18 protein-coding genes are annotated in these 21,218 nt (G+C 30.2%); 17 read left to right on the forward strand and 1 reads right to left on the reverse strand.

Going from position 1 to position 21,218, the window contains the following annotated elements; translation table 11 throughout:
* Both VIM70_RS07670 and VIM70_RS07675 read left to right on the forward strand, forming a co-directional pair.
* On the forward strand, positions 1 to 1,282 hold a 1,282-nt coding region (locus VIM70_RS07670), incomplete at its 5' end, for an SbcC/MukB-like Walker B domain-containing protein (protein ID WP_331945161.1).
* Between the two features lie 438 nt (positions 1,283 to 1,720).
* A complete protein-coding gene (locus VIM70_RS07675) occupies positions 1,721 to 1,990 on the forward strand; it encodes a DUF1294 domain-containing protein (RefSeq protein WP_331945162.1) in 270 nt (89 codons plus the stop codon).
* Positions 1,991 to 3,121: 1,131 nt separating this feature from the next.
* Here the strand turns inward: VIM70_RS07675 and VIM70_RS07680 are convergent.
* On the reverse strand, positions 3,122 to 3,973 hold the full coding sequence (locus VIM70_RS07680; protein WP_331945163.1) for a nitrilase-related carbon-nitrogen hydrolase: 852 nt from the start codon (positions 3,971 to 3,973) through the stop codon (positions 3,122 to 3,124).
* Between the two features lie 383 nt (positions 3,974 to 4,356).
* Between VIM70_RS07680 and VIM70_RS07685 the strand changes: the two genes are divergently transcribed.
* The 15 genes from VIM70_RS07685 (at position 4,357) to VIM70_RS07755 (ending at position 21,211) form a co-directional block, all read left to right on the forward strand.
* Positions 4,357 to 5,241: a YihY/virulence factor BrkB family protein gene (locus VIM70_RS07685; protein WP_331945164.1), complete on the forward strand. Its 885-nt coding sequence runs from the start codon at positions 4,357 to 4,359 to the stop codon at positions 5,239 to 5,241.
* A 566-nt stretch (positions 5,242 to 5,807) separates the two neighbouring features.
* The gene (locus tag VIM70_RS07690; RefSeq protein ID WP_331945165.1) at positions 5,808 to 7,679 is read left to right on the forward strand and encodes a nucleoside-diphosphate sugar epimerase/dehydratase; all 1,872 of its coding nucleotides are present in this window, start codon (positions 5,808 to 5,810) and stop codon (positions 7,677 to 7,679) included.
* 21 nt (positions 7,680 to 7,700) lie between these two features.
* A complete protein-coding gene (locus VIM70_RS07695) occupies positions 7,701 to 8,294 on the forward strand; it encodes a sugar transferase (protein ID WP_331945166.1) in 594 nt (197 codons plus the stop codon).
* A gap of 151 nt (positions 8,295 to 8,445) precedes the next feature.
* Complete coding sequence (locus VIM70_RS07700) at positions 8,446 to 9,240, forward strand: NAD-dependent epimerase/dehydratase family protein (RefSeq protein WP_331945167.1); 795 nt, start codon at positions 8,446 to 8,448, stop codon at positions 9,238 to 9,240.
* Positions 9,241 to 9,291: 51 nt separating this feature from the next.
* Positions 9,292 to 10,137 (forward strand): glycosyltransferase, encoded by an 846-nt coding sequence (locus VIM70_RS07705; protein WP_331945168.1) that lies wholly within the window; start codon positions 9,292 to 9,294, stop codon positions 10,135 to 10,137.
* Between the two features lie 75 nt (positions 10,138 to 10,212).
* Entirely contained in the window at positions 10,213 to 11,415 is a 1,203-nt protein-coding gene (locus VIM70_RS07710; RefSeq protein ID WP_331945169.1) for a polysialyltransferase family glycosyltransferase, read from the forward strand.
* Positions 11,416 to 11,464: 49 nt separating this feature from the next.
* Positions 11,465 to 12,601, forward strand: coding sequence for a hypothetical protein (locus VIM70_RS07715; RefSeq protein ID WP_331945170.1), 1,137 nt, complete (start codon positions 11,465 to 11,467; stop codon positions 12,599 to 12,601).
* 28 nt (positions 12,602 to 12,629) lie between these two features.
* Positions 12,630 to 13,499 carry a beta-1,6-N-acetylglucosaminyltransferase gene (locus VIM70_RS07720; RefSeq protein ID WP_331945171.1) on the forward strand — a complete coding sequence of 290 codons (870 nt, stop codon included), beginning with the start codon at positions 12,630 to 12,632 and terminating at the stop codon, positions 13,497 to 13,499.
* Positions 13,500 to 13,526: 27 nt separating this feature from the next.
* The gene (gene neuB, locus VIM70_RS07725) at positions 13,527 to 14,570 is read left to right on the forward strand and encodes an N-acetylneuraminate synthase (protein ID WP_331945172.1); all 1,044 of its coding nucleotides are present in this window, start codon (positions 13,527 to 13,529) and stop codon (positions 14,568 to 14,570) included.
* A gap of 90 nt (positions 14,571 to 14,660) precedes the next feature.
* Entirely contained in the window at positions 14,661 to 15,809 is a 1,149-nt protein-coding gene (gene neuC / locus VIM70_RS07730; RefSeq protein WP_331945173.1) for a UDP-N-acetylglucosamine 2-epimerase, read from the forward strand.
* Positions 15,810 to 15,836: 27 nt separating this feature from the next.
* Positions 15,837 to 16,478: an acetyltransferase gene (locus VIM70_RS07735; protein ID WP_331945174.1), complete on the forward strand. Its 642-nt coding sequence runs from the start codon at positions 15,837 to 15,839 to the stop codon at positions 16,476 to 16,478.
* 4 nt (positions 16,479 to 16,482) lie between these two features.
* On the forward strand, positions 16,483 to 17,538 hold the full coding sequence (locus VIM70_RS07740; RefSeq protein ID WP_331945175.1) for a nucleotidyltransferase family protein: 1,056 nt from the start codon (positions 16,483 to 16,485) through the stop codon (positions 17,536 to 17,538).
* Positions 17,539 to 17,577: 39 nt separating this feature from the next.
* On the forward strand, positions 17,578 to 18,570 hold the full coding sequence (locus VIM70_RS07745) for an NAD-dependent 4,6-dehydratase LegB (protein ID WP_331945176.1): 993 nt from the start codon (positions 17,578 to 17,580) through the stop codon (positions 18,568 to 18,570).
* 21 nt (positions 18,571 to 18,591) lie between these two features.
* Positions 18,592 to 19,695: a LegC family aminotransferase gene (locus VIM70_RS07750; RefSeq protein WP_331945177.1), complete on the forward strand. Its 1,104-nt coding sequence runs from the start codon at positions 18,592 to 18,594 to the stop codon at positions 19,693 to 19,695.
* 106 nt (positions 19,696 to 19,801) lie between these two features.
* Entirely contained in the window at positions 19,802 to 21,211 is a 1,410-nt protein-coding gene (locus VIM70_RS07755) for a lipopolysaccharide biosynthesis protein (RefSeq protein ID WP_331945178.1), read from the forward strand.
* Positions 21,212 to 21,218 lie beyond the last annotated feature (7 nt).

Genomic DNA, 21,218 nt, shown 5'->3' on the forward strand with positions numbered 1-21,218 from the left:
AATTAAAGTCATAGATAATGAGGTTATAAAACTAACAGGGACAGCTAGGAAACTTCGAGTGGAGCTAGTAACTCTTGAAAAGGAAAGAATGGACATTGACAAGGCCCTAAGGGAACTTACTAACTCAAAAACAGAAATAGAAACCAGTGGCAAGGAAAAAAGGGCAGAAATAGATCGTTTGACTGTGCAAATAGTTGAACTTTGTGGATTCACTCCGACGGCTAAGGGCGCTCCAATAGAGCGAACCCCTATAATTGAAGTGGAGAAGGTAAGAAATGAAATAAAAGATATAACTAACAAAGAGGCTAGTTTAAAAGATATTTATGAAAGAGAAAGTATAGAAAAGCAAAACGTTCAAACTCAAAAAATCAGTGAAGAAAACAAAAAAGAGATGCTTTCAAAGATGCTTGCTGAGGGACAAATAAAACTAAATGAGTCTCTCAAAGAAAACTATTTTGAAACTAATGAGGTTGCTGCTCTATATTTAATTCCAAGACAGGCATTGTTGTTATTAGAAAAGGAAATTAAACAGTATGAAGAAGTTAAACGTGGCATCCTAGATAATTTGCGAAGATTAGAAAATTTACTTCAGGGAAAAGAAATAGATGTTACTCTTTTTGAAGAACTAAAAGAAAAAAGAGAAGTTATTGGAGCAGTTTTAGAAGAGAAAACAGGAGCGATAGGCGCTCAATTTAGGGCGCTTCAGGAAATGGAAAGAAAGATACAAGAAATTAAAACCCTTTTAAAGAATAAAAAGGAAGTAGAACATAAGATTAGTCTTTTAAGAGAACTTGACACTTTAATCCAAGGTAATAGATTTGTGGAATATGTAGCCACAAAGCAGTTAAAATATATATCTATGGAAGCCTCAAAACGGTTGAAGGATATAACAAGAGGTCGCTATGCATTGGAGCTTGATGCTGATGGAGCTTTTGTAATGAGGGATGATTTCAATGGAGGCACAAGGCGTGAAACCAACACCTTATCCGGAGGGGAAACCTTCTTAACCTCATTATGTCTTGCACTGGCGCTTTCCTCACAAATTCAATTGAAAGGCAGTGCTCCACTAGAATTTTTCTTCTTAGATGAAGGATTTGGAACACTAGACACGGATCTATTAGATGTAGTAATGAACTCGCTTGAAAAACTTCACTCAAGCACATTGTCTGTAGGGATAATAAGTCACGTGGAGGAGCTTCGCAATAGAGTACCAATAAAACTAATAGTAACTCCAGCACAGCAAGGTGAAGGTGGAAGCAAAGTAAAACTAGAGTATACGTAAAAAAGTGTACTGTTCTCTAGAGTGCCTTGCAATAAGAGTTCGAAACGGGAAATTCGTTAAGAAATTCTAGACTTTTGCAAATATTAAATTCTTTAACGCTCACACTCAGCGTCCTGATTCGGGTTCGCTAGCTTCCACTTCCTGTGGAAGCTTACGAGAATTTTATATTGGCAAAAGAAGAATTTTTAGATGGAATTTCAATGTTTCTTCGCCTCGATTTGCAAGTCACTCTGGAGAGATACAATTTGTCCTTAGTTTGTCAGGCGAGTCTTGCAGCCTACGGTTAAGGGTTTTGATGAGATTTTTGAATAATTTTAATGCATTTAATATTTTTAATTAGAAATTATTAACATAATGAAGGTGAAAGCATGTAGAAGGTTCTACTAGCAGAACCTTCATAAGTTATTAAGTTACTAGAATTTAAACGGAGGAGAAAACATGAAATATTTTTTATATTATTTTTTAGTTATTAATTTATATGGAATTTTTATAATATACTCAGATAAGAAAAAATCACAAACAGGCAAATGGAGAACCCCAGAAAACACTCTTTTCACAATAGCTTTTGCCTATGGTGCTTTGGGCATATTTTTAGGTATGCGTTTATTTAGGCATAAAACTAAACATAATAAGTTTGTAATAGGGATACCAGCAATACTAATAGTTCAAATATTTATATTCTTTAGATACATTTATAGAGTATTTTAAATTTCACAATTTTGTGTACTTTAACAAATGTGGTGTGTCCTGACAGGGCACATTTTCTATCAGGGAAAATCCTGTTAAGGCAAGCTTTAACAATTATTTAGTTATGATTGTAGTAGTAGTACTTCTACTCCACTTCCTAATAAAAGAGAACTTCCAAGTAGAAAAAGTATTATTAATATAGTTGCTTGTCTTTCGGAAATAGCCTCATTTTTCATTTATGCCTCCTACATTACTCGCCAAAATTAATCATATTCATTAATTTTATCCAATTTAGATATGTTTTACTCTTATTATTTTAGACCTGTGGATAACTACACCACAAAATTCAATAAATCCTTATAATAACTGTATTTTTTAGCATATCATGTCTCAAGTAACATGTTATTAGACAAAGTTATCCTCATTTCGTGGATAACTTTCTTTAAATTGTGGATAAATTTTTAATTGTCTGAAAATTAGTCTTAATATAAATATTTTCTTTTATATTTTTTTACACATAAAGTTTTTTAAAAAGTCAACAATTTAATCTGATTTTTTTCTTGAAATTGGATTATATTAGAGATAATTATAGTGATAATTTATACGTTTTTCATTGACAAAAAAAAGTGTTTTAAATTTCACGATTTTGCCTTGAAATTTTAATTTATTGAGGTTATAATGAAGGTCGAGATTATCCAACAAATTATTATAAATTTTGCATGTTAAAGAAATAAAGGATAATCTAATAAATGTTAAAATAACAACTAATAAAAAGAAGAAATGATATTGCAGAATTAATTTAGTAATAAGTTAAGCCTGTGGATAACTTTTCTGTAAAATAGAATAAATTTTCATAAATATTGTATTATTATCATAATATGGTTTATTTAGTGAAGAATTTAAGAAAGTTATCCTCTTTTAGTGGATAACTTTCTTAATTCTGTGGATAAATCTTTAATTGTCTGAAAATATATTATAATTCTGACTATAATATTTCTCTAGTGCATCATGGAATTTAACTAAAAACAACAAATTTCGTTAAGAAATTCAAACGTTTTTCCTATCTAAAAATATATAATTATAAAAACCTGCGTCCTCACTCGGTTTCTTTAAACTAGATTTCCGTGCAACCATATGACAATTTCTTTATGTTTACACTGAATACAGGTTACAATATAAAGTTTCTTTTCTATCATCTTTAAGTCTAAACTTTTCTCTAATCTTAATTACCTCATCTTGGCAGATATCAGCAATAACTAAACCTTCCTCATTATAAAAGGTGCTTATTATATTTCCTAGTGGATCTATAACCATTGAGTCACCACTGTAGTTTAATCCATTACCTTCGCCTACTCGGTTTATTCCAGCAATATAACACTGATTTTCTATAGCTCTAGCTTTTAGTAGAGTAATCCAATGTTCACGGCGCTCGCAAGGCCAGTTAGCTGCAACTGTAATTAAAGTAGCAGTTCTTGAAGCTATCTGAAATATTTCTGGAAAACGTAAATCATAGCAGATAAAAGGGGCAATGGTAAAACCAAAAGCATTGAAAAGGTTGATTTCATTTCCACTTTCATAAAATTTAGTTTCATCTCCAAAGGAGAAAGGATGGATTTTACTGTAATTTACAAGCTCAACGCCTTCAGGTACACCTTGAAGAGTCACTCGAGGTACGCCTTGAAGAGTCACTCGAGGCACGCCTCGAAGAATCACTCGAGGCGACACTACAGAGTACTTATTTTTGGAGTGGGATGTTCCTTCTACATATCCAAATCCTATATGAATATTAAATTTAGAACTCATTGCCTTAAAAAATTCTAAAGTCTCATGATTATTTTCCCCTACAAAAGAAGTATTCATAGAAAAGCCTGTTAAGGTCATTTCAGGGAAAAAGATCATATTTACATTCTCATCAACTGCTTGTTTTATAAATTGTATCGCAACTTCTTTATTTTTAACTTTATCTTCAAAAATAATATCTAATTGAGCAAGTGCTAATTTCATTTTATCAACTCCTTATAGTTTATAAATGCTTTCTATGTGTTTAAACTTATTGAATTTTACAATAAATCCATACAATCTTATCTATTATAAAGTATTCAGATATCAGTTAATTTAATTGTTCACAAATAATATCTCCCTATAATACATATTATATCAGAGTAAGGAAATAATGCGTGAGTATCTCAATTTGCATATGTTAATTGGAAGCGTATTTGAAATTATGGATATGTAAATTAAGCCTTCTATTATAATGTTAGTAAAATTAAATGATGATATATATATAATCAATAAAGGTGAAAGCCGGTAGGACAGTGAAAAATAGTATATAATGAAGTAACTAACGAATGATCTACTATTTAGAACAGACTACATGATGGACCTTTATGGGACAATTATATATACTGAATGCAACTAGAGAAAGTGGTGAATATATGTTAAAATGTGCGAAACAATTTGCTTCAAGGATTATAGATGATGATATTACTGCTTTAGCAGCTCAGCTTACTTATTATTTATTGCTATCATTTTTTCCTTTTTTATTACTCCTACTTACCATGTTAGGGTATAGTGATCTACAAAATACAGATGTACTACAATACTTACACCAGATAATGCCTAAGAGTGCTTTTGACTTAATTTATACCACGCTTATAAGTGTGTCGAAAGCAAGGACTGGTAATTTATTATCATTAAGCATAATAGGGATAATATGGTCGGGTTCCAGTGGTTTCACAGCTATAATAAAGGGGTTAAACAAAGCCTACGATGAGGAAGAAACAAGACCTTATTGGAAAATTCTAGCTATATCCATATTATTTATGGTAGGACTTGCAGTTTCAATTATTGTGGCAGTAGCATTTGTAGTATTTGGACAAATGATAGGTAGAACCATTGCAACACATTTGGATCTATCAAGTAGTTTTATATTAAACTGGGATATTATAAGATACTTGGTATCTCTAGCTGGAATGGAACTTACATTTACAGCATTATATCATTTTACCCCTTGTAGAAGATTAACCTGGAGAGAGGTATTACCTGGAGCTACCGTTAGCACTTTAGGATGGTTAATAGCTTCTTTAGGCTTTGCATATTATGTAAATAATTATAACAACTACTCCGGTATTTATGGCAGTATAGGAGGAGTAATAGTACTTATGGTGTGGTTATATATAACTTCTATAATAATCTTACTAGGGGGGGAACTTAATGCCCTATTAGCTTTTCAAAAAGAAGGAAAAGAAAAGCCTAAGTGTAAGAGATATTAATATTTATAAGCATCAAGATTCTCAACGAGTCGGTAATAAAGTATTGATATATTCTTCTTTTGCTAATATAAAATCTTCTACACTATACAAATGACATATATTTGTATGTTATTTTCGTTTTGAGCTCTTATTGCAAGTCACTCAGTAAACACCGCGAATGCTCTAGTGTATCCCTATATTGGTAATGATTATAACTAGATTGTTGTGTATAATTGGGTTATATTTAACAAAAGGTATAAACAAACATAATAGCGAAAAAAGTAGTTATATATTGTCAATATACATCTTTCATAAAATATTAACACTTATTTAAAGGTAATATGGTATACTTAATAATGCAGTGAGTACAAAGATAAATGTATTAAAATGGAATTGAACTTCATTAAATGACATTTAAGAAAAGAGATAAAATGAATATAATTTATATATATACATAGAATAAGCATTACAGCATGCTAGATGATGATTAAAAATGAAATGAAGGCTTTAAATTGATTATAGATTGGTGGGCTACTAGGATATAGTAATTTACGTGTTTTGGGAAAATTAAATAAGAGGTGGTTAATATGAAGGCATTAGGAAAATGGGAAAAACCAATATTAATACTAAGTGATGTAGTACTAGTAAACTTGGCATATATGTTAGCTTTCTATTTTAGATATAATTATAGGGATTTTGGGTTCTATTTCAACAGTTACAAATCGGTAGCTTTAATTATAACAGTTATATACATAGCTTGTTTTTATCTCTTTAGGATTTATGCAAGTCTTTGGAGTTATGCAAGTATAGATGAATTTATGCTAGTTATAAGTAGTTGCCTTACTGCAAATATTGTAACCATTATAGCAACTAGACTTCTTGGACATAACTTTGCCTATGGTGCAAGTGTAATAGCCTGTGCTTTTAGTATTATTTTTATAGGTGGGTTTAGAATGTCCTATAGAGTATATGGTAGGTTCGAAAGTATTTTAAATTGGAATGCCAGTAAAGGTGATAAAAAGAGGGTAATGATAATTGGTGCAGGAGCTGCTGCAGCTATGGTTATTAAAGAAATGAAAAGCAGTGACCAGAGTAAATATAGGCCCGTAGCTGTTATTGATGATGATGATCACAAAAAAGGGAACAACATTTTGGGGGTAAAGGTTCTTGGAAGTAGAAAAGACATACCTACCATAGTGAAAGAAAAAGCTATAGAAATTATACTTATAGCTATTCCAACCATAGAAGATGAAGAAAAAAAACAAATTATAGAAATATGTAAAGTCACAAACTGTAGGATAGAAATTATTCCAGGCATGTATGAAATAATGGACGGAAAAATTTCATTAAATCAAATTAGAAAAGTAGATATTGAAGACTTACTGGGCCGTAAAGCCGTGGTACTTGATATGGAGGGCATAGCAGGTTATATTACTGGTAAAGTCATATTAGTAACAGGCGGTGGTGGCTCTATTGGGTCTGAATTGTGCCGTCAAATTACTAAATTTGATCCAAAGCAATTAATAATATTAGATATATATGAAAATAATGCTTATGATCTGCAAATTGAACTTCAATATAAATATCCTAAATTAGATTTAAAAGTATTGATAGGATCTGTTAAAGATGTACGACGCCTTGAAGGCATCTTTGAAACTTATTCACCAAATATAATTTTCCATGCAGCGGCGCATAAACATGTTCCACTAATGGAAGTGAGCCCTATGGAAGCCATAAAAAACAACGTGTTTGGTACTTACAATGTGGCATGTTGCGCCCATAAGTATAATGCAGAGAGGTTCGTTATGATATCCACAGACAAAGCAGTAAACCCAACTAATGTTATGGGTGCTACTAAAAGAATGTGTGAAATGATAGTACAATCTATGAACAGCATAAGTAAAACACAATTTGTAGCAGTGAGATTTGGGAACGTATTAGGAAGTAATGGGTCAGTTATACCCCTATTTAATAAACAAATAGCACATGGTGGTCCAGTTACACTTACTAATAAATATATTACTAGGTTCTTTATGACAATACCAGAGGCTGCTCAATTAGTGCTTCAAGCAGGAGCATATGCTAAAGGCGGAGAAATATTTGTGCTTGATATGGGGAAACCTGTTAAGATATATGATTTAGCTTGGGATTTAATAAAACTATCGGGTTTTGTTCCGAATGAAGATATAAAAATAGAAGTTATAGGTCTTCGGCCGGGAGAAAAGCTTTATGAAGAACTTCTAATGAGCGAAGAAGGACTTACAAATACTAAACATGAGAAGATTTTTATTGGAAAACCAACATTTACTGATTTAGATGAGATGAAAGAAAGATTAAAACAACTTACTGAAATTATTGAAAAAGATGATGTAGAATTATTGATTACAAAAATAAAAGAAATAGTTCCTACGTACAATAGAAGTATAGTAGAAAGCGAAGTTGCCACTGTAGCAGAATAATTTAAAAACAGGAGGAACATAATGGGAAGATTTCTGGATGTTATAATTAGTTTATTAATATTGGTGATATTATCACCATTATTTTTAATTTTAGCAGTAATAATAAAGCTTAATTCAAAAGGACCAGTATTTTTTACTCAAATGAGAATAGGTCAAGATAATAGACAATTTAAATTCTATAAATTTAGGACAATGAAAACTGGAACTCCTAATGTAGCGACTGATAAACTAGATAATTCAAAAAGTTATATAACTGCAATCGGAAAAATTTTAAGAAAAACAAGTATCGATGAACTTCCACAGTTAATTAATACATTCAAAGGCGATATGACTTTTGTTGGACCAAGACCTGCTTTGTATAATCAGCTCGAGCTTAATGAGATGAGAACAGAGGCAGGAGTTCATAAACTACTTCCAGGGGTTACTGGATGGGCTCAAATTAATGGACGAGACAATAATGATGATCGAGAAAAAACGGAGTATGACGTATATTATAAAGAAAATAAATCATTCGCTCTTGATATGAAAATATTATTTAAAACGGTTTTTAAAGTTTTAAAGGCAGAAGGCATTGATGATGATGTAACTAAAAAAAAAAGCTTCGATAAGATTTAGCAAAGGGTATTAGTTATTTAGGTAAAACGAAAGATTTACATGCAAATATAAATATGCTATTGTATGTAGAGATACTTTTGAAAATATTTATATAAAAATTAAATTGCATAAAAGAAAGATAAAAATAATAACTCCGCAAAGGGGGAAATAAATGAGAAATATTCTAATTACAGGTCAAAATAGTTATGTTGGTACAAGTTTAAAAAAGTATCTAAGTAAGTGGCCAGGTGGTTACACAATAGATGCCATTTCAGTAAGAAGCGATGAATGGAAGAAAAAAGATTTCTCTCAATATGATGTTATATACCATGTAGCTGCGGTAGTTCACAAGAAAGAAAAACCTGAAATGAAAAGTTTTTATGATATAGTAAATAAAGATTTACCTATTGAAGTAGCTAAAAAAGCTAAAAGTGAAGGAATAAAGCAATTTATATTTATGAGTACAATGGCTGTTTATGGTGAGGATGGTAATCTTGATAAAAATGTAGTAATAGGTCTGAATACTGAGACTAATCCAAGAACTTATTATGGTAAGAGTAAGTTGCTCGCTGAGATTGAGCTTAATAAACTTAATGATGATAAATTTAAGGTTGCAATATTAAGACCTCCATTGATTTATGGATCTAATTGTACTGGAAATTATGCAAAGCTTGAGAAGTTAGCTTTAAGCTTGCCAGTATTCCCTATGATTGATAACCAGAGAAGTATGTTATATATAGATAAATTAAATGAATATGTTAAGGGATACATAGATGATGAGTTAGAGGGATTATTTCTTCCACAAGATGAGCAGTATGTAAATACAAGTTTACTTGTTAAAAAAATTGCCACCGACAATGGAAAGAAGATGTATTTATCTAAAAGTCTTGGTTTTATAGTTAAATTAATTGGCAAAAATTTTAACTTAGTACAAAAAGTTTTCGGAAATTTGGTTTACGAAAAGTAAATTATTTGTAACATAATATTCTAATCAAAATTAATAAAAAGTAGGGATAGTATGGAAAAATTAAAAAGTACGGAAGAATTAAAATATTCAGTATTAATGTCAGTTTATTATAAAGAAAATCCTGATTATTTTAGGGATAGCATAAATAGTATGTTAGATCAAACTATAAAGCCTGATGAAATTGTAATTGTAAAGGATGGAAAGCTAACCAAAGGTCTTGATGATGTTCTATGTGAATTTCATGATAGTGAGATTATTAAAGTTATTGCATTAGATGTAAATAAAGGTTTAGGAGAAGCATTAAATATAGGCCTTAAAAGTTGCAATAATGAATTAATAGCACGTATGGATTCTGATGATTTATCAGTTAACAATAGATGCGAAAGACAACTAGAAAGTTTTAAGTGTAATGAAAATCTTAGTGTAGTAGGAACTGCAGTATCTGAGTTTATAGATGACCCTAGCGTTAGCATTGCTTATAAAGGTGTTAAGACTAGTGATAAGGATATTAAAGAGAAAATGAAATTTAGAAACCCTTTTAATCACCCTAGTGTAATGTTTAAAAAAAGTGATGTTTTAAAAGTTGGTAGTTATCAGCATTGGTTTTTAAATGAAGATTGGTATTTATGGATAAGAATGATGCAAAAGAACTCTACATTTGAAAATATAGATGAGCCTTTATTAAAAATGAGGACAACAAATGATACATACATGCGTCGAGGTGGGTGGAAATACTTTGTCACTCAAAAACATTTATTTGATTATATGTTAAAAAACAAAATAATAAATGTAAATGAATATCTTTATAACAATTCAATTAGATTCGTTACGCGTCTATTAATACCAAACAAAATTAGAAAAATATTATATTTGAAAATGCTTAGGTCTAAGGTGTAACCAAGCAAGGTATAGCCAAGTAAAGCGCAAGTTTATTACAATATTGCTTGACCATTACAGGGAAAGGATGATTTTATGACCTTTATTTTTATCGTATTTAGACCATATCATGTTATATCATCTTACAATATTATTCAAGTAATTAAGAGTAAGTATCCAGATGCTAAATGCATAGGTTATATATCAAATTCTACAGACGAATTTTGGGATGATCTTTTCAATTATGAAAAAATATTCGACGAGAAATATTATTCACTTAATCTATTTTTAGAAAAAAGTATACTTAATATAGGAAATGTCTTACATAATAATATAAAGATTAAGTCTAAAATTAACACCTTATATTTAAATAATCCTAAGGTTGATGGAATCATAACATTTAGCGATAACTGGAAAATTTTTCAGGATGTAGCTTTTAAGTATAAAGATGTAACCCAAAATTGCATAGTTATGGATGAGGGTACGGCTTTATATTGTAAAAACAGTGTTGTGGAATCCTCAGGTATTAGAAAATTATTTAGAAAAGTAACATATGGATGGAATTTTGAAAATTGTTCTATGGGAGAACATTCGAGAACTAAAAAAATTTATGCTAACTATCCAGAAAAGGTAAAGGCGAAATCTCGAAAAGTTTATTCAATGCCTAAATTGGATTATTTAAACATATTAGAAACTTTAAAAATTAAATCTGAAAAGTTAGATTCTAATAAAAAAAAGTGCCTATATATTTCTAGTCCAACATATTTTTTAAATAATGCTGATAAGGATAATTCGATTAAGAGTACAATGCAGCTTTTTGAAGTTTTATCTGAGTATAATATAGAGATTTTCTTTAAAATGCATCCCGCAAATGAAACTTTAGATGATATAAGGATATATTTAGATAAGTTTAAGAACATAAAAGTTATCGAAGATCAATCAATACCGGTAGAACTTTTGTGCTTCACAAACAAATTTGATTATATTATCAGTCCGTTATCATCAGCACTTTTAAATTTAGCAACTTTTAAGTTCAACTGTATTAGTTTGCCTTATTTTGCATCTAGGTTTTTGCAATATAAAGAAATATTAGAATTATTCAAAACAAATGGAATAAAGGTTGCCATGAATAAAGATGAGTTACTTTCCATAATAAAATTTAATGAAACAAATTTTGAAGATGAAAATATTTCAGATAAAGATGGCAAAGATAAGACTGTTAATACAAATGAAGAAATCAATGACTTGCAACAGCAAATTGAAGATAATTCGGAGTTTTTGAACTCATTTATTAATTAATATATAAAACGTGTTAAATAATATACACGTAAAGTAAGGAAGATGATGTATGAAAGAAAAAGTTATTGATTGGGTTGATTCATGTAATAAAAAAGAAATATTTTATTGGGTTCATTTTGTTTTCTATTTCCTCAGTAATTTAAATGTTTATTTTGTAAGTTATGTAAGGGCCTCTATATTGGTTATGTACTTACTTGCATTTCTTTATTTGTTTATAAAAAATCATAAATTTAAACTTCCACCAAGATACTTTCTAATCGCATTTGGTTTGTATGTTGTATTTAATACTTTAATTATAAGAAATTTTAGTGTACATATTGTATACTGCATAATATCATTTATAATTATAAAGGAACTTAAGTTTACAAAAAGTCAGGTTTTATCCTTAATTAATAAAACGGCCATTGTATACCTTTTAGTATCCCTTGTGTTGAATTATACACCGCTAAGTTTTCTATCTTTGTATAATGACAGATTAATAACAAATAAATTTTTCCCGCATTTATTATATAGATTCTTAGGAATAGAAGGCACTCCAGCGGGTGCAGATATATTTTATTCACTAGTACTCATTAGCAACATAGTTCTTAATAAAACTAAAAACAGACGTTTTTTTATTACCTTGAGTGTAATAATATTGGTATGGACTTCAAGCTTTGCTCCCATTTTAAGTATTGTAGGAGCTCTTCTAATTCTACCTTTCAGTAATAACAAAGTAGCTAAAGCCACATATGGTAGTATGATATGGCTATATCAATTTATAATTATTTTTATATATAGTTTTGGATTTGTGCATTTAAATGAGATTTTAAATGTTAGCAGTACTTGGAGAGCAAGAATATGGTTCAAAATGTATTGGAGTTTAGTATCAAACTCTACTTTAAGTACATGGAATTTAGGAAGAAAGGCACTTGTTAATTTTGTGCATCAAACAACAACAAATAACCCGCATAACTATAGTTTATTTTTACTAGAGTTTGCAGGAATACCAATGTTTATTATCATTATTGGGGTTACAACTATGTATTTTGCAAATATGAAAGATAAATATATGATTTTTGTAGTAGCAACATTATTTATTTATGCGTCAACAAATACCTTTATATTTAGTATTAGGGGAAATCCTATATTTCTATATATATTAGTTACGTATTTATCATTTGAAAATGAACCTAAAATAGAATGAGATAATTATAAGTGGAAGAAGGGGTATTATGAAATTAGCCTATATAATACAAACTCATAAAGGCGAAAAACAATTGATAAGTCTAATTAATCAACTTTCAGATAAGGATACGGACATTTTTTTACATATAGATAAGAAAAATGAACAATTATATTTAGATTTATATAAGCTATATTTAAATAATACCAGTGTGTATTTTGTTAAGGATAGAGAAAGTGTAAACTGGTCAGCATATAGCATGGTTAGAGCAACTCTAAAATTAATGAATATGGTTAAAGATACTGGTAAAAAATATGATTACATAAGTTTTATAAGCGGACAAGATTACCCTATAAAATCAAATGATTATATTAGAAATTTTCTTACCAAAAATCAGGGTAAAGAGTTTATGGAATATAGAGATATTAAAGGTTATTTCTGGAGATTGAAATGTTATAATTTCTTTAGGGAAAATCCAAATAATAGAAAATTTTATATGAGGATTTTAGACAATCTGATCCGTTATCCTCAAAAATTATTAGTTAGAAGAAATAATTTTAAAGACATGAATTTATATTCGGGTTCTGCATGGACTACATTAACTTATAATTGTTTGATATATATATTAAAGTACTTGGAAGAGAATCCACAATTTAAGAAGCAGTTTGAGTATACCTCATGTTCTGATGAACACTTTTTTCAAATGATTGTTATGAACTCACATTTTAAAAATGATGTAATTAATAATAACCTAAGATATACTGATTGGTCAGGTGGTGGCAGTAGTCCTAAAACTTTGACAATCAAAGACTATGATAACTTAATAAAAAGTGATAGGCTATATGCAAGAAAATTCAACTTAGATGAAGACGAGAATATAATTAAGATGTTAAAAGAAAGTTTTCTTAAAGAAAGATAGTATAACTGGTAACAAAGGAGAGTGTGTATGTTTAAGATAGGGAATAAAGTTATAGGTGATGGTAATCCAACTTTTATTATAGCAGAGGCTGGAGTTAATCATAATGGAGACATAAATATAGCAAAACAGTTGGTGGACAAAGCTATATTTGCTGGAGCTGATGCTATAAAATTTCAGACTTTTAAAACTGAAAAATTAGTTACTGGATATGCAAATATGGCTGATTATCAAAAGAATAATATAGGCAAAGTTGACTCACAGTTTAATATGTTAAAGAAACTAGAACTAACCTACGAAAACTTTATAGAACTACAAAAATATTGTATACATAAAGGCATTATGTTTTTGTCTACACCTTTTGATTTTGAAAGCGCTGATTTTTTAGCGTCAATTGGCATGGAGGCTTTTAAAATTAGTTCGGGAGATTTAACTAATATCCCCTTTCTTCAATATATAGCAAGATTTAATAAACCTATGATTTTATCATCTGGTATGGCAACTCTATCAGAAATTGAAGATGCAATAAATACAATTTACCTTTTGGGTAATAGTGAAGTAGCAGTTTTGCACTGTACTTCAAATTATCCAGCTAAGTTGCAAAATGTTAATTTAAAGGCTATGAATACCATAAAAAATGCCTTTCAGATTGTGTCAGGATACTCTGACCATACTCAGGGAATAACTATATCCATAGCGGCAGCTGCAATGGGAAGTAATATAATTGAAAAACATTTTACAATAGACAAAAATATGGAAGGTCCAGATCATAAAGCATCACTGAATCCTCTCGAGCTAAAAGAAATGGTTGAAGCAATTAGAGATATAGAAATAGCGCTTGGTACTGGAATTAAAAGATATAACACTAGCGAAGTAGATACTATGAAGGCAGCAAGAAAAAGTGTTGTAGCTTCTAGAAATATAAAAATGGGTGAGATTATAAACTTAACTGACTTAGATTATAAAAGACCAGGAACTGGACTTTCACCTAAGCTATACATAGATATTATTGGTAAAACAACTAACAGAGATATAAAAATAGATGAGCAAATAACCTTAAATATGGTGGAATAAAAATGAGCTGAATCGTTTAACATCTACATAAAATAGGAGAATAACAATTAATAATTGCTATTCCCCCAGAGCGCTGCAAGGAGGATATATATGAAAAGAAAAATAGCAGTTATAACAGGTACAAGAGCAGATTATGGAATATTTTATCATGTTCTTAAAGAAATTGAAAAACATGAGCTACTTACCCTTAAACTTATTGTTTGTGGAATGCATTTATGTCCTGAATTTGGAATGACTATAAATGAAATAGAAAAAGATGAATTTGTTGTATCAGATAAGTTCGAAACAATACTCGCGTCAGATACAGGAACAGCAATGGCAAAATCTATAGGGATTTCAATTATAAGTATGGCTCAAAGTTTTGAGAGAATAAAACCAGATGTAGTATTAATACTAGGGGATAGAGGAGAGATGCTAGCGGCAGCAACTGCAGCTATACATATGAACATTCCTGTAGCTCATATTCATGGTGGAGAAGTAACAGGAACGGTAGATGAATCTGTAAGACACGCTATAACTAAACTTTCTCATATCCATTTTCCAGCAAATGAGGACAGCAAACAAAGAATCATTAAATTAGGTGAGAAAGAAAAAAATATTTTTGTAGTAGGTGCTCCGGGTCTTGATTACATTAAAAAAACAACATATTTATCAAGAAGTGAAATGCTCAAGAGATTCGAATTAGAAGATGACAAGATATTTTTACTAACTCAGCATCCAGTAACTACAGAGCGGGACTTGGTGGAATGGCAAATCAGAGAAACACTAGATGCGGTTGTAGAACTAGGATATCAAACTATAGTTTCATATCCAAACAGTGATAATGGTGGTCGCGAAATTATAAAAGTTATTGAGGAATATAGAGCTAAATATCCTTTCTTAAAGGTATTTAGAAATTTAACTCAAGTAGAGTACCTAAGCTTTTTAGAAATAGCAGAAGTAATGATAGGGAATTCATCATCAGGTATAATTGAAGCACCTAGCTTTAAATTACCTGTAGTTAACATAGGATCACGGCAGGGTGGAAGATTAAGAGCTTGCAATATAATAGATATACCTTATGGAAAAGAATCTGTAAAAGCAGGCATTAAAAAAGCAATAAGCGATGAGAGTTTTAAGAAACAATTAGAAACTTGCACAAATCCTTATGGCGATGGAAATGCCAGTGGTAAAATAGCTCGAATTTTAAGTGAAATAAAGCTAGATCGGGAACTTATACAAAAGAGAATTACTTATTAACTTAGAAGTTAAAGTTGAGGTGATATTATGGAGAAAATCGTACTTGTAGGTGCCGGGGGGCACTGCAAGGTTATTATAGATATTATAAAAAGTATTGGCAAATATGATATTATAGGTGTAACGGATAAAGCATGCATCGACGAAAAAAATGTATTAGATATCCCTATAATAGGTGATGACAGCATTTTGAAAGAATTATATAACAGTGGTGTAAAAAATGCATTTGTATGTGTTGGCGCACTTCAAAATATTTCGATTAGAGACACAATATATAACAATTTATTGGCTATAGGATTTAATATACCGGTGCTTATACATAAAGAGGCAATAGTTTCACCTTATGCAACAATTGCCTTTGGAACTTGCGTAATGGCTGGAGCAATAGTTAATCCAGGTGTTATTATAGGAGAAAATTGTATAATAAATACGGGCTCAGTAATCGAACATGATTGCAATTTGCAAAGAAACACTCATATTTCACCTAGGGCTTGTCTAGCCGGAGCGGTGAGTATAGGGGAAAGCACTCATGTAGGTATGGGAAGTTCTATAATTCAAACAGTACATATAGGCAGCAATGTAATTATAGGAGCCGGAGCTGTGGTTATTGAAAATATAGTAGATAATGTAGTTGCCGTAGGAGTTCCATCAAAAATTATAAAGTGCAGGTGATATTATGAGATTTTCAATTGATAGTTATTGTATAGGAGTTAGTTCTACAATAAAAGAAGCCATGAAAGTTATAGATAAAAACTTAACTGGAGGCGCTCTAGTTGTAAATGAAAATAATGAATTAGTAGGAACTATTACAGATGGTGATATAAGACGTGCTATGCTTAAAGACTCCAGTATAAATGATGGTATAGAGAATACATATTCTAAAAACTATAAATATGTTACAGAGCAACATAGTAAAAAGAAAGCAAGAGAATATATGCTTAAAAATAAGATAAGACAGATACCTGTTATTGATAAAGATAAAAAGCTTATGGATTTATATTTTATAGATGATATATTATCTTATGATGTAAAAGATAATTATGTTTTTATTTTAGCAGGAGGTCTGGGAACTAGATTAAGACCTTTAACAGAAACAGTACCTAAACCTATGCTAACTGTTGGTGATAAACCGATACTAGAGCTTTTAATAGAACAATTTAAAGAATTTGGTTTTAGAAACTTTATTATTTCTATTAATTATAAAGGAGAAATAATAGAGGAATACTTTAAAGACGGAAAAGAGTTTGATGTTAATATAGAATACATTAGAGAAACTAAAAAACTAGGTACAGCAGGCTCAATTGCCTTAGCAAAAGCGAAATTCATAAAACCTTTCATAGTTATAAATGGAGATATACTTACAGGAATAGATTTTGAAAAATTTTTAAATCACCATATAGAAAACAACTTCAATATAACTGTAGGTGTTAGAAATTATGAAATGAGTGTCCCTTATGGGGTAGTAGTTACTGATAATATGCTTATAGAGTCTTTGGAAGAGAAACCTACATATAACTTTCACATTAGTGGAGGAGTATACGTTGTTAATCCTGAAATTATAAAATACATACAGGAAGATGAAGTTTATAATATGACAGATTTAATAGAAGACGCAATTAGCAATAAATATAAGTCAGGTGTATATGAAATAACTGAGTATTGGAAGGATATAGGACAAATAGAGGACTATAGAAAGGCCAACACGGATATTCATGAATTTTTTAAAATATAAAAAGAATGGTTTAATTTTTAATCAAAAGGAGTAGATGAGATGAATTGGCAAGGGAAAAAAGTTTTAATCACAGGTGCAGAAGGTTTTATAGGAAGTCATTTAACAGAGAGATTAGTGGAACTTGGAGCAGATGTTACAGCACTTGCTCAATATAATTCTTTTAATAACTGGGGATGGATTGATACTTTCGATAAGAAGGTTAAAGATAGTATTAAAGTTGTTACTGGGGACATAAGAGAGTATGATGGAATGAAAAGAATTATAAAAGGTCAAGAAGTAGTATTTCATCTTGCTGCACTTATTGCAATCCCGTATTCTTATTTATCACCTATGGCATATGTAAGAACAAATGTTGAAGGTACTACTAATGTCTTAGAAGCTTGTAGAGAATATGGAGTAGAAAAAATTGTACATACATCCACTAGTGAAACCTATGGCACAGCACTTTATGTACCAATTGATGAAAAACACCCAATGCAGGGTCAATCTCCATATTCAGCATCAAAAATAGGAGCAGACAAGATGGCAGAAAGTTATTATAAAAGTTTTAATATGCCTATAGCGACTATTAGACCATTTAATACTTACGGACCAAGACAATCTGCAAGAGCTGTAATTCCAACAATAATATCACAGATACTCGCAGGAAAAACAGAAATCAAGCTTGGAAGTTTAACTCCAACTAGAGACTTTAACTTTGTTAAAGACACTGCTGAGGCGTTCATAAAGATAGCAGAAAGTGAAAAAACTATTGGTGAAGTTATAAATGCTGGTTCAAATCACGAGATAACAATAGGAGAAACAGTTAAAAAAATAATAAGCATAATAGGTAAGGATGTAAAAATTCTTTGCGATGATGAGAGATTAAGACCGAAAAACAGTGAAGTTAATAGATTATGGGCTGATAATACTAAAATAAAAGAATTAACAGGCTGGAAGCCTAATTACACTATAGATGACGGTCTCGAAGCAACAGTAAAATGGATAAGAAATAACATGCAGTATTTTAAAACAGACATATACAATGTTTAAAAAAATTAGGAGGTTTTTGTTATGATACCTTTATGTATACCAGAAATTAGAGGCAATGAGTTAAAATATGTTAAAGACTGTATAGATACTAATTGGGTATCTTCAGTAGGTAGTTATGTTAATTTATTTGAAGAAAAATTTAGTGAATATGTAGGTAGCAAAAGTGCTGTAGTTACAATGAATGGTACAGCAGCTCTTCAGCTAGCATTAATGACACTTGGAATAGGAGAAGGAGATGAAGTTATAGTTCCTTCGTTAACATTTATATCTCCAGTTAACACTATAAAATACGTAGGGGCAGAGCCCGTGTTTGTAGATGTATGCAGAGATACTTTTGTTATGGATGCAGAAAAAATAGAAGAATTAATAACATCTAAAACAAAAGCAATAATGCCAGTACATATTTATGGTCATCCTGTAGATATGACTAGGGTAATGCAAATAGCGAAAAAACATAATCTATTAGTTATAGAAGATGCGACTGAAGCATTAGGATCTACTTGCAATGGTAAAATGAGCGGAACCATAGGTGATATAGGATGCTTTAGTTTTAATGGAAATAAGCTTATAACTACTGGAGCAGGTGGAATGCTTGTAACTAACAATACAAAGCATGGCGAGCGGGCAAAATTTTTATCTACTCAAACAAAAGTAGTTACTGAAAATAAAGCATTCTACCATTCAGAAATAGGATATAACTTCAGAATGCCAAATCTTTTGGCTGCGTTTGGGGTAGCTCAACTTGAAAATGTTAAAGATTATTTAAAAATTAAAAGAGAAAATGCAGTCTATTACAATGAACTGTTAGGTAAGGTTAAAGGAATTACATTGCCTGCAGAAAGAGAAAATGTAGAAAATTGTTATTGGCTATATTCAATCCTAGTTGAAGATGAATATGGTATATCAAGGGACGAACTTATACAAAAATTAAATGCAGAAAAAATAGAGGCAAGACCTTTCTTTATGCCTATACACGATATGCCTCCATATAAAGGCAGCAGACATGGGGATTTAACAGTTACAAATGAATTATACGCACGAGGAATAAATCTTCCGAGTTCTGTAGGACTTAAAAAAGAAGATATAAAAGCAGTATGTGAACTAATAAAAAATTCCAAGAAATAACTTTGTTATTTCTTGGTTTTTAATAATATTTAAGGACGTAAGTTATTGATCAAGCCACTTTAGTGTGGGGTTTATGCTTTATCATTAAGGTGGATAGGAGATAGAAATGAATATAGATTTTCTAAAGAAATTATATCAAAGTCGATTGGTTAAAAGTGGAATTTGGTTCACTATAGGAACATTTTGCATTCAAGGTATTAATTTTTTAACAGTCCCAATTCTTACGAGATTACTTTCAACAAGTGATTTTGGAACGGTAGGTATATATACTGTTTATGTTACAATTTTAACTTCCATTATTAGTTTAGGACTTGAATCTGCAGTTAATACAGGGAAATTTGACTTTAAAGAGGACTTTGATGGATTTTTATCATCAATACTTTTTCTTTCAACAATTCCACTATTAATAGGGCTAATAATAGCACTAATTTTCAAACAATTCATTGCTGCTAAATTGGGCATAAGTCCAAACTTAGTAAATATATTAGTTTTTCAAAGTTTTTTTACTTTTGTTATTAGTTTTGCAACAACTAGATATTCAGTTGAATATAAGTATAAAAAATTCTTGATTGTTTCAATAACAAGTACATTGTTAAATGTTTTACTATCTATTGCTTGGATACAAAGGTTAAATGTTGATAAATATTATGGAAGAATTTACGGTTCAGCACTTGTTGTGATAGTTTATGGTGTGATATTATATGCAATATTTATTATAAAAGGAAAAAAGCTAATAAATTTAAAATATTGGAAGTATGCACTTGGAATTTCCGTTCCATTGGTATTTCATATCCTATCTCAAATAATTTTAACCTCTGCTGATACTATAATGATAGGTAATATGGTTGGCAAAAGCGCAGCAGGTATCTATAATTTTTCATATAAAATTGGTATGATTTTAAGTATTGTGTGGATGGCAGCAAATAAAGCTTGGGTGCCTTGGTTTTTCGGGAAAATGGATGAGAAAAACTATGATGAGATCTCAGAGAAGGTAAGGTACTATATAATTTTATTTTCTTTAATATCATTTGTTTTAATTTTCATTTCCCCAGAAGTTTCGAGTATTATGGGAACTAAGGCTTATTTAGAAGGAATACAGATGGTACCACTTATTATGATAGGGTATTACTTTGCTTTCTTGTATAGCATTCCAGTAAATTTAGAATTTTACACCAAAAATACTAAGTATATAGCCCTAGGAACAGTATTGGCAGCGGTCGCTAATATAGGACTTAATTATATCCTCATTCCTAGATTTGGTTATATGGCGGCAGCTTGGAACACAATAGTATCTTATTTTTTACTTTTCGTTTATCATTATATAATTGCTTTAAAAGTATCTGATATAAGGATATGTAATATTAAAGACTTTATATATGGAATATCATTTATAGCTGTAATTAGTGTAATTTTTTATGTCTCTAGAGATATTTGGATTATAAGATATACAATGATTATTTTGGCAGGAATTTTAGGAATATTAGTTTTAAAGAAAAGGTTAGCAAAAGCTAAATAAAAGTTTC

Source organism: Clostridium sp., assembly GCF_036569345.1.
Lineage (GTDB): Bacteria > Bacillota > Clostridia > Clostridiales > Clostridiaceae > Clostridium_AD.

Coding starts and splice junctions, on each gene's coding strand:
- VIM70_RS07675 (WP_331945162.1), top strand. CDS start 1,721: ATGAAATATTTTTTATATTATTTTTTAGTTATTAATTTATATGGAATT.
- VIM70_RS07680 (WP_331945163.1), bottom strand. CDS start 3,973: ATGAAATTAGCACTTGCTCAATTAGATATTATTTTTGAAGATAAAGTT.
- VIM70_RS07685 (WP_331945164.1), top strand. CDS start 4,357: ATGGGACAATTATATATACTGAATGCAACTAGAGAAAGTGGTGAATAT.
- VIM70_RS07690 (WP_331945165.1), top strand. CDS start 5,808: ATGAAGGCATTAGGAAAATGGGAAAAACCAATATTAATACTAAGTGAT.
- VIM70_RS07695 (WP_331945166.1), top strand. CDS start 7,701: ATGGGAAGATTTCTGGATGTTATAATTAGTTTATTAATATTGGTGATA.
- VIM70_RS07700 (WP_331945167.1), top strand. CDS start 8,446: ATGAGAAATATTCTAATTACAGGTCAAAATAGTTATGTTGGTACAAGT.
- VIM70_RS07705 (WP_331945168.1), top strand. CDS start 9,292: ATGGAAAAATTAAAAAGTACGGAAGAATTAAAATATTCAGTATTAATG.
- VIM70_RS07710 (WP_331945169.1), top strand. CDS start 10,213: ATGACCTTTATTTTTATCGTATTTAGACCATATCATGTTATATCATCT.
- VIM70_RS07715 (WP_331945170.1), top strand. CDS start 11,465: ATGAAAGAAAAAGTTATTGATTGGGTTGATTCATGTAATAAAAAAGAA.
- VIM70_RS07720 (WP_331945171.1), top strand. CDS start 12,630: ATGAAATTAGCCTATATAATACAAACTCATAAAGGCGAAAAACAATTG.
- neuB (WP_331945172.1), top strand. CDS start 13,527: ATGTTTAAGATAGGGAATAAAGTTATAGGTGATGGTAATCCAACTTTT.
- neuC (WP_331945173.1), top strand. CDS start 14,661: ATGAAAAGAAAAATAGCAGTTATAACAGGTACAAGAGCAGATTATGGA.
- VIM70_RS07735 (WP_331945174.1), top strand. CDS start 15,837: ATGGAGAAAATCGTACTTGTAGGTGCCGGGGGGCACTGCAAGGTTATT.
- VIM70_RS07740 (WP_331945175.1), top strand. CDS start 16,483: ATGAGATTTTCAATTGATAGTTATTGTATAGGAGTTAGTTCTACAATA.
- VIM70_RS07745 (WP_331945176.1), top strand. CDS start 17,578: ATGAATTGGCAAGGGAAAAAAGTTTTAATCACAGGTGCAGAAGGTTTT.
- VIM70_RS07750 (WP_331945177.1), top strand. CDS start 18,592: ATGATACCTTTATGTATACCAGAAATTAGAGGCAATGAGTTAAAATAT.
- VIM70_RS07755 (WP_331945178.1), top strand. CDS start 19,802: ATGAATATAGATTTTCTAAAGAAATTATATCAAAGTCGATTGGTTAAA.